Origin of the sequence: Tsuneonella amylolytica (genome assembly GCF_003626915.1) — a bacterium.
Lineage (GTDB): Bacteria > Pseudomonadota > Alphaproteobacteria > Sphingomonadales > Sphingomonadaceae > Tsuneonella > Tsuneonella amylolytica.
Map to the genome: position 1 here is coordinate 1,312,023 of NZ_CP032570.1, position 14,898 is coordinate 1,326,920.

The following is a 14,898-nucleotide window of genomic DNA, read 5'->3' on the forward strand; positions in this document are numbered from 1 at the left end:
TGGGAACCGGCGAAGGTCAACGCAGCTGGCTGTCCTTGCTGCCGCGGCGGTTGATCATCGAATGGCGGACTGCGCCGTCGCGATCCGACTGGCACGCCACGCATGTGCGGACCCCCGGAAGTGCGGCGCGCCGGCGCTCCGGAACGGGTTCGCCGCAGTCGTCGCAATATTCCGCACTCTCGCCCTTCGGCGTGCGGGCGCGGGCAGCGGCGACCGCGTCGTTCACGGTGTCATCAATCTGATCCTGTACCGCGCCGTCGCGGGTCCATCCGCCTGCCATTGCACTGCTCCTCGAGCGGTCAACCGGCGGCGGAGCGCGCTGGTTCCGCGGCTAGCGCGTCTCGAACGGCGCGATGCCGGTTCCCAGCGTGTTCGGCCCGAGCGCCAGCTTCTCACCCGTCCAGTCGGCGACGAACGCGCTCGACCGGCGCACGCCCGGCGCGAAGCGCGCATCGTTGCCGGCGACGACCAGTCCGCCGGACGGATGCGTGATGGTCTCCGCGCCCACCGCGATGAAGGCGGAGTAGTTCTCCTTGTCGGCCCCTTGCACGAACCAGTTGTTGGTGATCTGACCGCGCGACCCGGCCGGCAGGTCGATCATGTAGTTGGTCGCGCGCCCGTTCGAATCGTCGAAGCTGTTGCTGGCGATCTCCGCTATGGCCGCGCGCGACTTCAGGTAATGCCCCCCGGTGCCGCGTTCGAACCGGCTGCGGGTCACGCGCAGGCGGCCGTAGTCGCCGATGTAGATCGAATGCGCGCAGCCGGCCGAATTCTCGCACGTGCCGAGGCCTGAGAACGTGGTCTTGTCGATCACGATCGTGCCGTTTGGGTTGTCGCCGGTGAGAATGCCCTGCTGGCTGTCGAGGAACCATGTCTGTGCGATTGTGAGGTCGCCGCCTTCGAGCCGGATGCCAGCACCGTTGCCGTCGGGGACGGCCATGCCGCGAAAGACGACGCCCGCCACGCGCGCGCTGCGTCCTCCGAGCACGAGCGCGGCCTTGCCTTCGCAAGCCGTCCGGTCGAACGTGACCGTTCCGGGCTCGGCGGCGAGGTAGGTCACGTCGCCGCCGCGCTGGACGGCGCATTGGCGGTAGGTGCCTGGCGCGATCGTAACGGTCCCTCGCCCTTCGCCGATCACGTCCACCGCCTGCTGCAACGTCGCGAAACTCCGCCCGCTCTCGGCAATCGCGAAGGGCGTCGCAGACGTCTGCGCCATCAGGGCCGCGGCCGGGATCGCCATGACCGCGATTGCGGCGAGCGCGACGACGAGACCGTAGGGCGGGCGGGCGGGCAGGTTGCGGGCGAGGCTATCCATTGCTCCCGGGATAGGCGGCAATGGTTAACGGCCCATCAACTCTCGCCGCGCTTGTTCGCCTTCTTCTCGGCCAGCAGCTTGCGCACATCGACCACTTCGCTGCGCACGTACATCCAGCGCGCCATCGATACGGCCCATATCGCCATCAAGATGACGAAAACGACCGTCGCATAGAGCGGATCGACGCCGCCCCTGTCCCCGCCGTCCATCACCCAGTCGAATCCGATGGCGAGAGCGATCGCGGGCAGCGTCCATAGCGCGATATAGGCCCATCCCGCCCGGCCGCGCGGCATTATGTTGAAACTAAGCCCGTTCCGGGTCGTGACGAAGGGCTTGTCCTCCTCGCGCATCACGATGTCTCGTTCGCGCGCGGGGCGGTCACGAAACCGGCCACGGCGTCCACCAGCTCGCTCGAGACCGGGAGAGCGGGGTTCGCGTACGTGGCGAGGTTACTTTGGGCATCGTCGCCCTCGACGTCCTTGAGGACGTGGTTCATCGACGGAACGACGATGTAGTCGGCGGAGGGGCGCGCCGCATGGAGTGCGGCGCCGTTGGCGGGCGGCACCTGGAAATCCTTTCCGCCCTGGACGATCAGAAGGGGTCCCGCCGTCGCCGCCGCGAGGGCGACGGGATCGTATGTCATGAGGTCGACGATGTAGCCTTGCACGGCAGGATTGAAGACGCTCGCCAGCGCGGGGTGGAAGCCCGCGACATCAACGCGCTCGCCCTTCTCCAGCATATCGATCGCATGCAGCGCATCGGGAAGGACCGGAGCGTTCGCCGGGTTGCCCTTGAACTGCGCCCGCAGGATTTCGGCCATCGTCATGCCCGGCCCGGCTAGCACGATGACGCCGCACAGGTCCGGCACCTTGCCCGCTGCGGCGAGCGCGACGAGCCCGCCCTCGCTGTGTCCGGCCAGCCAGACGCAATCGCGCCCGGTCGCCTGGCGAGTGCGCTGCACCCATGCGCCAATGTCGGTCACGTAGTCCGCAATGGTCACCGCATTGGCATCGGCGATGGCCGCCTTGCTGCCGAACATTCCGCGCTTGTCGATACGCACCGACCCGATGCCGCGCGCGCCCAGCGCTTCGGCGAGCAGGCGATAGGATGCCGCCTTGACCCCCATCGGGTTGTTGCCGTCGCGGTCGGTCGGGCCGGAACCGGGCACGATCAGCACGACCGGCTTGCCGTCCGCCGGGGTGACGAGCGTTCCGGCGAGCTGCCCTTCCGGGCCGGATGCGGTGATTTCTTCCGCGGCGACGGGGACGGCAAGGGCCGCGAGAGCGGCGGCGGCAATCAGGGTCTTCATCTCAGGCCTCCTTGGGTGGCCGACCGCGCTTCGGCCGGCTGCTCGCCTTGGTCTCGATCCCGCGCGCGTCGAGCGCTTCGCGCAGGAGCATCTCGATCTGGGCGTTGGCGCTCCTCAGTTCGGCCGCGGCCAGCCGCTCGACCGCGGCGTGGACCGCCGGGTCGAGCCGCAGGGCGAAGGCCTTCTTTTGCGGAGCGTCGCTCATGCCCGCTTACTGGTACAGCGTCCCGGCGTTGACCACCGGCTGCGCCTCGCGCTCGCCGCACAGGACGACCATGAGGTTCGACACCATCGTCGCCTTGCGCTCGTCGTCCAGTTCCACGATGCCGTCCGCGGAAAGCTTGGTCAGCGCCATCTCGACCATGCTCACGGCGCCCATGACCAGCTTCGCCCGCGCGGCGATCACCGCTTCGGCCTGCTGGCGCCGCAGCATCGCTCCGGCGATCTCGCTGGCATAGGCGAGGTGGGTGAGGCCGGCTTCGTCGACCACGATGCCCGCCACCTTCAGCCGGTCGTTGAGTTCGGCCTGGAGTTCGCCGTTCACCACATCGGGGCTGCCGCGCAGCGTGGTCTCTTCTTCTTCCAGGTCGTCGTAGGGGTGCCGCGCGCCGACGGTGCGCAGACCCGCCTCGATCTGGATTTCGACGAACTGCTTGTAGTCGTCGACGTCGAACGCCGCCTGCGCGGTATCCTGCACCCGCCAGACCACGTTGCACGCGATGTCGATCGGGTTGCCCTTGAGGTCGTTGATCTTGACCCGGTCGGAATGGACGTTGTGCGCGCGGGCCGAGATTTTCTTGCGCATCATCCACGGCCAGACCCAGCGCAGCCCCTCGGTGCGGTCGGTGCCCCGGTACGCGCCGAACAGCGTGATCACCGCTGCCTGATTCGGCTGGATCATGTAGAAACCCGCCGCGATCAGCAGCGGCACGATGAACGCGGCCAGCAGCAGGCCGACAAACGCGAGCTTTTCGCCCTTGCTCGCGCCCGATGGCGGAAAGCCGCCCGACACGAACCAGAACGCCAGCGCCGCCGTAACGACCAGCGCCAGCAGCATGACATAGCCGTTGAACGTAGCCGCCGGCCGTTCGCGGCTGGTCACCATCCCCTTGAGTTCCACCGACATGACGAATCACTCCTCCGATATGTTTATGATATCATATTTATATCGACCGGCCCGCCGGTCAAGTCGAATCGGCGAAAGCCCGGATCACCTCCACGAACGCATCGCCGTACGCTTCGAGTTTCTTCGCCCCCACACCCTGCACTTCGCCGAGCGCCGACCGGGTCGCGGGACGCAGCGCAGCCATTTCGCGCAAGGTGGCATCGTGGAAGATCACGTAGGGCGGAAGGCCAGCCGCCTTCGCCAGGTCGCGGCGAAGCGCGCGCAGAGCTTCGAACAGCGGGTCGCCGACCGGATTCGCCTCGGCCCCGCCACGCCCGCGCCGGCGCGAACGCTCCCGCGCGGGCGGCACGACGATCTCGACGCTCCGTTCGCCCTTCAGGATGGCCTTCGCATCGCCGCCCAGTTGCAAACCGCCGTGTTCGGTCGCCACGAGCGCACCGCGCGCCTGCAACGCACGCGCCAGCGGCTGGAGCAGGCGCGCCTCCTCGCCCCCCACGATGCCGAAGACGCTCAGTGTGTCATGCCCGCGCTGGACAACCCGCTCGTCGGGCGATCCGGTGAGCACTTTCTGCAAATGCCCGAAACCGAAGCTCTGCCCGGTCCGATAGGCGGCACTGAGCAGCTTTTGCGCCAGTTCGGTCGCATCGGTCACGCCCGGCGCGTCGAGGCAGTTGTCGCAGTTGCCGCAGCTTTCAGGCGGATGCTCACCGAAATGGCGCAGCAACACCGCACGCCGGCAGCCGGCGGTTTCCACCAGCCCTGCCAGTGCATCGAGCCGTGCGCGTTCGGACGGACGGCGATCTTCCGGCACTTCGGCCAGCCGTTGCCGCGCGGTGGCAAAATCGCTCGCGCCCCACAGCATTACCGCCTGCGCCGGGTCGCCATCTCGCCCGGCGCGGCCGGTTTCCTGGTAGTAGGCCTCGATCGATTTCGGCACGCCGGCATGCGCGACGAAACGCACGTCGGGTTTGTCGATACCCATGCCGAACGCGATCGTGGCGACGATCACCATGTCCTCGCTCTCGACGAAGGCAGCTTGGTTGCCGGCGCGCACGTCGGGGTCGAGCCCGGCGTGGTAGGGGCGCACCTGCCGCCCCGTGGCGGCGGCGATCTGTTCGGCCAGCCGCTCGACCTTGGCCCGCGTCGGGGCGTATACGATCCCCGGGCCCGGCATCTCGTCCATCAGCGCCGCGACCTGGCGGACGATGGTGTCGCGGTGGCGGATGGCATAGCGGATGTTGGGCCGGTCGAAGCCGGCGACGATCAGCCCTTCTTCCGGGATGCCGAGCTGGGCGTGGATGTCGGCCCGCGTATGCGCGTCCGCCGTCGCCGTCAGCGCCAGCCGGGGGACATGCGGGAACGCGTCCATCAGCGGGCGCAGCTGGCGGTAGTCGGGCCGGAAATCGTGCCCCCATTCCGACACGCAGTGTGCCTCGTCGATGGCGAACAGCGCGAGCGGGGCCGACGACAGCAGGTCGCGGAAGGCCGGCTGGCTCGCGCGTTCGGGCGCGACGTAGAGGAGGTCGAGCGCCCCGGCGCGGAACGCGTCCATCGTCTCGCGCCAGTCGGCGTCGGCGCTCGTCAGCGTGGCGGCGGCGATCCCGTTCGCGCGTGCGCTACGCAGCTGGTCATGCATCAGCGCGATGAGCGGGCTGACCACCACGCACGTGCCCTCCAGCATCGTGGCGGGAAGCTGGTAGGTGAGCGACTTGCCCGCGCCGGTCGGCATGACCGCGAGCGTCGAGCGGCCCGCCAGCACCCGCTCGATCACGCGGGGCTGCACCCCGCGAAAATCCTCGAACCCGAAGACCTGCCGGAGCCGCTCGCGCGCGGCATCGAGGGGCGGGGCGACCATTGCATCCATGCGCCCCGCCTTGGCACACGCGCGGCCCCGGGGGAAATGCCCGCCTTGTGGACAGCAGAGATTGCGGCGCGATTGTGGCGCGGGTAATGGAGGTCCGCCCCCACATACGGAGTTTCATCATGAAGAAGATCGCTTTCGCCGCCCTTCCCCTCGCGCTCGGCCTCGCCGCCTGCGGCAGCACCGACGACGCCTCGACCGCGGCCGAGGCCGACACCGTCGAAATGCCCGCCGACGAGGCGATGACCGGCGTGACCGAAGAACCCGCCGCGGACCCGGCCGCCAACGCCGCGGTCGATGCCGCCGCCGCCCCCGCCGAAGCCGCCGCCGCGACCGCCAGCGCGACCGCCGAGGAAGTCGGCGCGAACGCCGCCGAAGTCGCCGCCCGCGCGCAGGCTGCCGCGGCCGCCGCCGACGCCGCGACCGAGACGGACGCGCCGCAGAACTGATCCGGCGCGCGCTCCGGCGCACGACCGACCGATGGAGCGGGCGGATCGCAGTGTGCGATTCGCCCGCTTTCTCTTTTTCGTAGAGGCGGTATGGCTAGGGCCATGCGAACGACCGCCTCGCCCGCCTCCGCCGCCCTTCCCCTCGCCGCGCTGCTGGCCGCGTGCGGGCCCAATCCGTCCGATCCCGGCCCCGGAAACGTGACCGTGGGCGAGGCGCAGGCGCTCGACGATGCCGCCTCGATGCTGGACGAGCAGCGTCATGCCGGAGCGACCGCGCCCGCCGCCGATCCCGCCACGCCACCCGCCCCTGACAGGCCCGACACGAAGGACGCCCCGCAATGACCGGTATGGACCCCGAACTGTTCGAGCAGTTCATCGACCAGCTCGAACGCTACGTGCGCGAGCGGCTGCTGCCCGCCGAACGCGAGGTGATCGAAAGCGACCGCATCCCCGAGGCGATCGTCGACGAGATGCGCGAAATGGGCCTGTTCGGGCTGACGGTGCCGGAAGAGTACGGCGGTGCCGGGCTCAGCACATCGCAATATGCGCGGGTCGTGAAGACGATGGCCTATGTCGCGCCGGCGTTCCGCAGCATCTTCTCGATTAACGTCGGCATGTTCAACAGCGCGATCAAGAACGGCGCGACCGAGGCGCAGAAGGCCGAATGGTGGCCCCGCATCGCCGCCGGCGAAATCGCCTGCTTCGGCCTGACCGAGCCCGGCAGCGGCAGCGACAGCGCCGCGATGGCGACCACCGCCCGGCCCGACCCGGACGGCAACGGCTGGATCCTCAACGGGACGAAGCGCTACATCACCAATTCGCCGCAGGCCGCGGTCGGCCTCATCATGGCTCGCACCGAGAAGGACGCGATGCCCAAGAACGCGCACGTATCCGCCTTCATCGTGCCGATGGACACGCCGGGCGTATCGACCGGCAGCCCGGACAAGAAGATGGGCCAGTCCGGCGCGCAGATCGCCGACGTGATCCTGGAGGACGTGCACGTCCCCGGCGAGGCGCTGCTGGGCGGCGAGACGGGCAAGGGCTTCGTCTTTGCGATGAAGAGCCTCGACAACGGGCGTATCTCGGTGGGCGCGGCGGCAACCGGCTATGCCCGCCGCGCGCTCGACAGCGCCTTGCGCTACGCCACCGAGCGCAAGGCGTTCGGCGAGCCCATCGCGAACTTCCAGCTTATCCAGGCGATGCTGGCCGACAGCGAAATCGAGATCTACGCCGCCGAGGCAATGATGGCCGACGTCACCGCACGCGCCGACCGGGGCGAAAACATCCTCCGTAAGGCCGCCGCGTTCAAGGTCTTCGCATCCGAGATGTGCGGCCGCGTAGTCGACCGGGTGGTTCAGGTCTACGGCGGTGCGGGCTACCTCGCCGAATACGATGCCGAGCGGTTCTTCCGCGATGCGCGTATCTACCGCATCTACGAAGGAACGACCCAGATCCTCCAGCTGCAGATCGCCAAGCACATGCTGCGCGATTTCGCGGCGCAGGCGTAGATGTACGACCTTCTCTCCGACCTTTCGATCGTCGAGGTGTCGAGCTTCGTCGCCTCGCCCACGGTGGGACTCTACTGCGCGCAGATGGGAGCCGAAGTCATCCGGGTCGACCAGATCGGCGGGGGGCTCGACTACGACCGCTACATGCAGACCGCCGAGGGGCGCAGCCTCGCGTGGGAGAACCTCAACCGCGCCAAGAAGTCGGTCGCGCTCGACCTGCGGTCGGCCGAAGGGCGCGAACTCGCCGTCGAACTGGCGCGTGCGACCGGACAACTCGTCACCAACCTGCCGGAAAAGAGCTTCCTGTCGCACGCGGCGGTGAGCGAAGGGCGGCCGGACATGATCAGCCTTCGCGTGATGGGCTGGCACGACGGGCGACAGGCGATGGATTTCACCGTCAACGCCGCCAGCGGATACCCGCTGATGACCGGCCCGGAGGACTGGGATGTCGCCACGGCGCCGCCGGTCAACCAGGTGCTGCCCGCATGGGACTTCATCACCGGGGCGTACTGCGCGTTCGCACTGATGGCGGCGGTGCACCTCCGGTCGCGCACCGGCGAAGGCGCGGAAGTGCGCGTACCGCTGGGCGACGTCGCCATCGGCACCGTCGCCAACTCGGGCGCGATGGCCGAAATGCTCTATCGCGGCGGCGACCGCCCGCGGCTGGGCAACGCGATCTGGGGCGCGCTGGGGCGCGACTTCACCAGCCGCGACGGCAAGCGCTTCATGGTCGCAGTGCTGACCCCAAAGCAGTGGACGGCGATGGTGGATGCGCTCGGCATCGCCCAACCCGTCGCCGCGCTGGAGACGAAGACCGGCGCCGAATTCGCAAAGTCCGACCATAACCGCTTCGTCCACCGCGACGCGCTGTTCGCGATCGTACAGGGTGCCGCGGGCCAGCGCGATTACGCCGACCTCGCCCAAGCCCTGACCCGGGCTGGGGCGACGTTCGAGCGGTATCGCACGATGCACGAGGCATCCACCGACCCCGAGCTCGTCGGCGACAACCCGCTGTTCGGCCCGAGCCCGGCGAACCCCAGCGGCTTCGCCTACCCCGCCGCCCGCAGCTTCGCCAACCTGCCCGCGCGCGAAGCCGCCGATCCGCGGCCCGCGCCCTATCTCGGCCAGCATAGCGAGGAAGTGCTCAGCCAGCGGCTCGGCCTCGGCTCGGGCCAGATCGGCGACCTGATTGACCGCGGGGTCGTCGACACCAGCGACCAGACCGGATTGAGGAAGAGACCATGACTGCAAAACGCCGCGCCGCCATCGTCAGCCCCCTGCGCACCCCGGTTGGCAAGTTCCTCGGCACGCTCTCGCCGCTCGGTGCCGGCGAACTGGGCGCAATCATACTGAAGGCGCTGATGGAGCGCACTGGCATCGATCCCGCCCGGGTGGACGACGTCGTCTTCAGCCAGGGCTATGGCAATGCCGAAGCCCCTGCCATCGGGCACTGGAGCTGGCTGGCCGCCGGCCTTCCGCTCGAGGTGCCCGGATACCAGCTCGACCGCCGCTGCGGATCAGGGGTGCAGGCGGTGGTCAACGCGGCGATGATGATCGAGGCGGGACATGCAGACGTGGTCGTGGCGGGCGGCTGCGAAAGCATGTCGAACGTCGAGCATTACACGACCGCGCTGCGCGGCGGGGTCAAGGCAGGTAACGTCGAGCTGTGGGACCGGCTCACCCGCGGCCGCCTGATGAGCCAGCCTGTCGAACGCTTCGGCGTCATCACCGGCATGATCGAGACCGCCGAAAACCTCGCCAAGGACTACGGCATCACCCGCGAAGAGGCGGACGAATTCGCGGTCAGGTCGCACCGGAACGCCGCCGCCGCGTGGGATGCAGGCAAGTTCGACGACCAGCTCGTCACGGTCGAGGTGCCGCAGAGGAAGGGCGATCCGCTGGTCTTCGCCAGGGACGAGGGCTTCCGCGCCGCTGCCAGCATGGAAAGCCTCGGCAAGCTGCGCGCCCTGGAGGGCGGCGTGGTGACCGCGGGCAACGCCAGCCAGCAGAACGATGCGGCGGCCGCCTGCCTCGTGGTGGCGGAGGACAAGCTGGAGGAACTCGGGCTCGAACCGATGCTGTGGTTCACCGGCTACGCCGCGGCGGGCTGCGACCCGAGCCGCATGGGCATCGGCCCGGTCCCGGCGGTCGAGCGATTGTTCGCCCGCACCGGCATGGGCTGGGACGACATCGGCCTGGTCGAACTCAACGAAGCCTTCGCGCCGCAGGTGCTCGCCGTCCTGAAGGGCTGGGGCTGGTCCGAGGACGATACCCGCCGCGACATCCTCAATGTCAACGGTTCGGGCATCTCGCTCGGTCATCCGATCGGCGCGACCGGCGGGCGCATCCTCGCCGACATGGCGCACGAGATGGCCCGGCGCGAGGTGCGCTACGGCCTCGAGACGATGTGCATCGGCGGCGGTCAGGGCATCGCCGCGATCTTCGAGCGCGCAGCCTGACGGGGCGTTTGCGGCACGCGCGCCGCGGTGCTAGTTTCATCCGCAACGATGGCTACGCTCGCAACCGCTGAACCCGACTTCACTGCGCTGCCGGACCTCCCGGCGGACGTGTTCACCGCGCCCCTGCAGAAACCGGCCCATGTCGGCGACGACTGGCTCGAACCGAAGCAGACCGTCTACGACAGCGACGAAGACGCGATCTGGAACGACCTGTTCGCGCGCCAGATGGAAGTTCTGCCCGGCCGCGCCGCAAGCGCGTTCATGGCCGGCCTGCAGAAGCTCAACCTCAACCGGGGCGGCGTGCCCGAGTTCGCCAAGCTCAGCGAAGACCTGTCGGCGCTGACCGGGTGGTCGGTGGTGCCGGTGCCGATGCTGATCCCCGATCACGTGTTCTTCTGGCACCTGGCCAACCGGCGTTTCCCGGCCGGCAACTTCATCCGCACGCGGGAAACGTTCGACTACATCCAGGAACCCGACGTCTTTCACGACGTGTTCGGCCATGTGCCGATGCTGACCGACCCGGTCTATGCCGACTACATGCAGGAATACGGCCGCGCCGGGTGGAAGGCGATGCGCTACAACCGGCTGAAGGCGCTGGGCGCGCTCTACTGGTACACGGTCGAATTCGGGCTGATCGAGGAAGCCGGCAGCATCAAGGCCTACGGCGCGGGTATCCTGTCCGGCCCGACCGAGGTGGTTTACGCAACCGAGGCGGCAAGCCCCAACCGGATCATGCTCAACGTCGACCGGGTGATGCGCACCGACTACGTCATCGACGACCTGCAGCCGACGTATTTCGTGATCGAGAGTTTCGAGGATCTCTACCGCCAGACGGTGGAGCGCGATTTCGACCGGCTCTACCGCTCGCTTTCGCCGGGCTTCACCTACGCCAACAGCGCGGTGATCGATCTCGACAACGTGGTCAGCCGGGGAACGCAGGAATACCTGCTGCGCGGCGGCCGCGGCAGCGGGGCGACGGCGGCCTAAACCACGAAAAAGCCGGCCCGGGATCGCTCCCGAGCCGGCCAATTCGGTTAGAGCGTGAAGCTCAGTTCGTGGTCGCGGTCGCGGCCGGAGCTGCGCCGTTGTCCATCGCTTCGCCGGTCTCTTCCATGGCGTCGGCCTTGTCTTCGGCCTGGTCGGTCATGGCGTCGGCCTGGGCGTCGGAGATCTGGCCAGCGTCTTCCATGGCTTCCGCCTGGTCGTTCACGGCTTCGGCGTTCTGCTCGCCGGCGTCTTCCATGGCGTTCTCCTGCGGGCCGTCGCAAGCGGCGACGGTCAGACCGAGGGCGAGAGCCGACGAAAGGGCAATAAGCTTCTTCATTTCAGTTTCCCCTTTTAGGATGGGACGCGGTGCATACCACCTTGCGACCCCGATTAAAGCAAAATTGTGGCAGTGCTCAGCGCGCCATCCGCATGCGGGCGGCATTGAAACCGCCGAGGACGGCGACCGATACGGCGATCGCGGCCAGAAGGGCGGTGGCGGTGAGGCCCAAGGCGAGCGGAGCGGCGCTGAACAATGCGCCAGCGACGAGCGCGGCAATGACGCCTACGCCCATGTTGAGCGCAATATCGCGGCCCTCGTCGTTGCAAGTCAGGATCGATGCCGACCAGCCGAGGATCGCACCGACCGCCATGAGAACGACAAAGCCCAACTGTTACCACCTATTGCTACGGTACCGAGACGGGAAAGCCGCGAGCTATCCTATGGTTCCTCCGAATGCGACGAGCCGAGGGGGGTTACCGTAACGACAGCCAGGCCAGCGCGACGATGCCGAGGACGATCCGGTACCATGCGAAGGGGGCAAAACCCCGCCGGCTGACGTAGGCCACGAACGCCCGGATCACGAACAGCGCGACGACGAAGCTGACGACGAAGCCGATCGCGATCTCGTCCCAGCCAACTGATCCCGCAGTGGCGAGCTGGTCGCCCCTGGTCGCGAGTTCGAGCGTGGTGGCACCGACCATCGTCGGGACGGCGAGAAAGAAGCTGAATTCCGCCGCAGTCTTGCGGTGAACCCCCATTGCGAGCGCGCCCATGATCGTCGCGCCCGAGCGACTGACCCCCGGAACCATCGCGAGGCATTGTGCGAGGCCGACCCCGATGACCATCCTGAGCGGCAGGTCGGCGACGCCGTCGTCGCCTTCGCGCGGCCCTTCCCTCAGTTCGACTTCCGCGGGTTGGTACCGCCGCTCGATCAGCAGGATCGCAATGCCGCCCGCGATCAGCGCCCAGCAGACGATCGCCGGGCTGCCCAGCATCACGTCGATGTAGTCCTTGAGCAGCAGGCCGAGGACCGCGCTGGGCAGGAAGGCGACGAGAATGTTGCGCGCGAACATCAGCCCCTGCCGCTCGAGGCGCAACACGCCCATGCCCGCCGACCAGAAATTGCCCCAGTACTGGTAAACCACGGCGAGGATCGCGCCCAGCTGGATCACGACGTTGAACATCGCCCACTGCGATGCGTCGTAGCCGAACAGTTCGGTGGCAAGGATCAGGTGCCCGGTCGAGGAGACGGGGACGAATTCGGTCAGACCCTCGACGATGCCGAGGAGGATGGCGGTAAGTGTAAGGCCCATGCGCCGCGCTCATGAAGAAAGGGCGGGGCAAGTCAAGTGACCTGCCCCGCCTCGACCTCTCGGAAGCGACTTACGAGCAACCGATTACCAGATTTTCACGCGCTGTTCGGGCGGAAGGTAGAGCGCATCGTCGGGCGTCACGTTGAACGCCTTGTACCACGCGTCCATCTGGCGGACCGCGCCGTTGGTCCGGTATTCTTCCGGGCTGTGCGGATCGGTGCGCAGGCGCTGGCGGGCGCTGTCCTCGCGCTGCTGGCTGCGCCAGACCTGTGCCCAGGCGAGGAAGAAGCGCTGGTCGCCGGTCAGCCCGTCGATCACCTTGTCCTCCTTGCCGTTCAGCGACAGCTTGTAGGCACGGTAGGCGAGGCTCAGTCCGCCGACGTCGCCGATGTTCTCGCCCAGCGTCAGCCGGCCGTTCACGCAGGTCTTGCCGTCGTCGAGCGGGCAGAACTCGCCGTACTGCTTGACCAGCGCATCGCCGAGCTTGTCGAACGCGGCGCGATCGGCGTCGGTCCACCAGTTGCGCAGCATGCCGGTGCCGTCGGACTTCGAACCCTGGTCGTCGAAGCCGTGGCCCATCTCGTGGCCGATCACCGCGCCGATCCCGCCGTAATTCACGGCCGGGTCCGCCGACTGGCCGAAGAACGGCTGCTGCAGGATGCCGGCGGGGAACACGATCTCGTTCTTGGTCGAGTTGTAGTACGCATTCACCGTCTGCGGCAGCATGCCCCACTCGGTGCGGTCGATCGGACCGCCGAGCTTCGACAGCATGTCGTTGTAGGCCCACTGCCCGGCTGCCATGCGGTTGGCGAGCGGGTTGCCCGACACGATCGTCAGACCCGGGTAGGTCTCCAGTTCGTCGCGGTAGCCGATCTTTGGATCGAACGCGTCGAGCTTGGCGATCGCTTCCTTCTTGGTCGCGGGGCTCATCCAGTCGTTCTCTTGGATGCTGATCGCCATGGCCTTGCGCAGGTTCTTGACGAGGTCGACCATCGCGGCCTTGTTCTCGGCCGGGAAGTACCGCTGGACGTAGGACGCGCCGACGAGTTCGCCGAGCAGGCCTTCGGTTTCGGACGTCGCACGCTTCCACCGTTCCCGCTGCTGGGGCGTGCCCGACAGGGTCGTGCCGTAGAACGCGAAGTTCTTCGCATCGAGGTCGCTGCCGAGGATCGCCGCGTTCGAGTTGAGGAAGTTTTTCACCATCCAGGCCTGCAGCGTTTCGACCGGCGTCGACTCGATCAGGGCGAGCATCGCAGGCGTGCCGCCGCCGATCTTGGCGAGCGTCGCTTCGTCGAGGCCGAGTTCCTTCGCCCGCTCGGCGCTCGGTGGCAGATCGGACACGATGTAGCGATCGGTGTCGGCGAGCTTCGACGAGGCAAGCAGCGCGGCCATCGGGAACGACGGCGACAGCGCCGCGAGTTCCTCGGGCGTCAGGCGGTTGTAGGTGAGGTCGCGGTTGCGGCGCGTGGCGCGGTCCCACTGGACCTTGCGCGCGATCTGGTCTTCGAAGTCGTAGACTTTCTGCGCCATGCCCGCGGCATCGGCATAGCCGCCCTGGCCGAGGAGATAGGCGACATAGTCGCGGTACTTGGACTGGATGCCCTTACCCTTCTCGGTTTCGTCGAGGTAGTAGTCGCGATCCGGCAGGCCGAGCCCGCCCGAGCCCACATAGACCGAGTAGCGCGTCGGCTCCTTGGCATCGACGCTCACGAACCCGCCCACGGGCGAGGGGTAGCCGGTCTCGCCCCACAGGGTCGCGAGTTCGGCCAGCGTGCCCGCGCCCTTGATCTTGGCAAGATACGGCTGCGCGGGGGCGAGGCCCGCCGCGTCGATGGCGGCGGTGTCGTTGTACGACTTGTAGGCATCGACGATGCGCTTCTCGTCGGCGGTCAGCGTGGCCGGGTTCTTGGCGACGAGATCGTCGATCAGCTTCTTGACGTCGCTCGTCGACTTCTCGCCGAGGTAGTTGAACGAGCCATAGCGGCTGAACTGCGGCGGCAGCGGGTTGGCCGCCAGCCACTTGTCGTTGGCATAGGCGAAGAAGTCGTCGCCCGGATCGACGGTCTTGTCGAGCGCGGCGGGGTCGAAGCCCCAGGTGCCGAACGTCATCTGCGGCGCGTGCATATCGGCCTTCGCGGCCGGAGCCGCGTTGGCGGCGGGCGTCTGCTGCGCCATGGCGGGCGCGGCGAAGGCGAGCGCGGCAGCGCTGGCGCCAAGGGCGGCGATAGTCTTGAATGTCATAGGATGTCCTCTGTCCCCCGGAACCGCGAACGGGCCCCGATCCTGCGGCG

The 14,898-nt window shown here is 67.9% G+C and carries 17 protein-coding genes; 6 read left to right on the forward strand and 11 right to left on the reverse strand.

Annotated elements, in window-relative coordinates; translation table 11 throughout:
• Positions 1-16 precede the first annotated feature (16 nt).
• Genes D4766_RS06480 through recQ form a run of 7 tightly spaced genes read right to left on the reverse strand, consistent with a single transcriptional unit; the run spans position 17 to position 5,614 of the window.
• Complete coding sequence (locus D4766_RS06480) at positions 17-280, reverse strand: DksA/TraR family C4-type zinc finger protein (protein WP_120716715.1); 264 nt, start codon at positions 278-280, stop codon at positions 17-19.
• A 51-nt stretch (positions 281-331) separates the two neighbouring features.
• On the reverse strand, positions 332-1,315 hold the full coding sequence (locus D4766_RS06485) for a right-handed parallel beta-helix repeat-containing protein (RefSeq protein ID WP_120716716.1): 984 nt from the start codon (positions 1,313-1,315) through the stop codon (positions 332-334).
• Positions 1,316-1,350: 35 nt separating this feature from the next.
• Entirely contained in the window at positions 1,351-1,668 is a 318-nt protein-coding gene (locus D4766_RS06490; protein WP_162935688.1) for a hypothetical protein, read from the reverse strand.
• Positions 1,665-2,624: an alpha/beta hydrolase gene (locus tag D4766_RS06495; RefSeq protein WP_120716718.1), complete on the reverse strand. Its 960-nt coding sequence runs from the start codon at positions 2,622-2,624 to the stop codon at positions 1,665-1,667. Before D4766_RS06495 ends, D4766_RS06490 begins: the two co-directional genes overlap by 4 nt.
• 1 nt (position 2,625) lies before the next feature.
• Positions 2,626-2,829 (reverse strand): type II toxin-antitoxin system antitoxin, encoded by a 204-nt coding sequence (locus D4766_RS06500; protein ID WP_120716719.1) that lies wholly within the window; start codon positions 2,827-2,829, stop codon positions 2,626-2,628.
• A gap of 6 nt (positions 2,830-2,835) precedes the next feature.
• A complete protein-coding gene (locus D4766_RS06505; protein WP_120716720.1) occupies positions 2,836-3,750 on the reverse strand; it encodes an SPFH domain-containing protein in 915 nt (304 codons plus the stop codon).
• A gap of 58 nt (positions 3,751-3,808) precedes the next feature.
• Positions 3,809-5,614, reverse strand: coding sequence for a DNA helicase RecQ (gene recQ / locus D4766_RS06510; protein ID WP_407701507.1), 1,806 nt, complete (start codon positions 5,612-5,614; stop codon positions 3,809-3,811).
• 119 nt (positions 5,615-5,733) lie between these two features.
• Here recQ and D4766_RS06515 point away from each other — a divergent pair, with 119 nt between their 5' ends.
• The 6 genes from D4766_RS06515 to phhA all read left to right on the forward strand — a co-directional run bounded on the left by D4766_RS06515 (position 5,734) and on the right by phhA (position 11,014).
• Positions 5,734-6,060, forward strand: coding sequence for a hypothetical protein (locus D4766_RS06515; protein ID WP_120718101.1), 327 nt, complete (start codon positions 5,734-5,736; stop codon positions 6,058-6,060).
• 102 nt (positions 6,061-6,162) lie between these two features.
• Positions 6,163-6,402, forward strand: coding sequence for a hypothetical protein (locus tag D4766_RS06520; protein WP_120716721.1), 240 nt, complete (start codon positions 6,163-6,165; stop codon positions 6,400-6,402).
• A gap of 5 nt (positions 6,403-6,407) precedes the next feature.
• Positions 6,408-7,568, forward strand: coding sequence for an acyl-CoA dehydrogenase family protein (locus tag D4766_RS06525; protein WP_120716722.1), 1,161 nt, complete (start codon positions 6,408-6,410; stop codon positions 7,566-7,568).
• Positions 7,569-8,813 carry a CoA transferase gene (locus tag D4766_RS06530; RefSeq protein ID WP_120716723.1) on the forward strand — a complete coding sequence of 415 codons (1,245 nt, stop codon included), beginning with the start codon at positions 7,569-7,571 and terminating at the stop codon, positions 8,811-8,813.
• The gene (locus tag D4766_RS06535) at positions 8,810-10,027 is read left to right on the forward strand and encodes an acetyl-CoA C-acetyltransferase (protein ID WP_120716724.1); all 1,218 of its coding nucleotides are present in this window, start codon (positions 8,810-8,812) and stop codon (positions 10,025-10,027) included. Before D4766_RS06530 ends, D4766_RS06535 begins: the two co-directional genes overlap by 4 nt.
• A 48-nt stretch (positions 10,028-10,075) precedes the next feature.
• On the forward strand, positions 10,076-11,014 hold the full coding sequence (gene phhA, locus D4766_RS06540) for a phenylalanine 4-monooxygenase (RefSeq protein ID WP_120716725.1): 939 nt from the start codon (positions 10,076-10,078) through the stop codon (positions 11,012-11,014).
• 61 nt (positions 11,015-11,075) lie between these two features.
• Here phhA and D4766_RS06545 read toward each other — a convergent pair whose 3' ends face one another.
• From D4766_RS06545 to D4766_RS06560, 4 genes are all read right to left on the reverse strand, one after another.
• Positions 11,076-11,351 (reverse strand): hypothetical protein, encoded by a 276-nt coding sequence (locus D4766_RS06545; protein ID WP_120716726.1) that lies wholly within the window; start codon positions 11,349-11,351, stop codon positions 11,076-11,078.
• A 76-nt stretch (positions 11,352-11,427) separates the two neighbouring features.
• Positions 11,428-11,682 (reverse strand): GlsB/YeaQ/YmgE family stress response membrane protein, encoded by a 255-nt coding sequence (locus D4766_RS06550; protein ID WP_120716727.1) that lies wholly within the window; start codon positions 11,680-11,682, stop codon positions 11,428-11,430.
• Between the two features lie 85 nt (positions 11,683-11,767).
• On the reverse strand, positions 11,768-12,607 hold the full coding sequence (locus D4766_RS06555) for an undecaprenyl-diphosphate phosphatase (RefSeq protein WP_120716728.1): 840 nt from the start codon (positions 12,605-12,607) through the stop codon (positions 11,768-11,770).
• A gap of 84 nt (positions 12,608-12,691) precedes the next feature.
• Positions 12,692-14,848, reverse strand: a complete 2,157-nt coding sequence (locus D4766_RS06560; protein ID WP_120716729.1) for a M13 family metallopeptidase — start codon at positions 14,846-14,848, stop codon at positions 12,692-12,694.
• Positions 14,849-14,898: the final 50 nt, after the last annotated feature.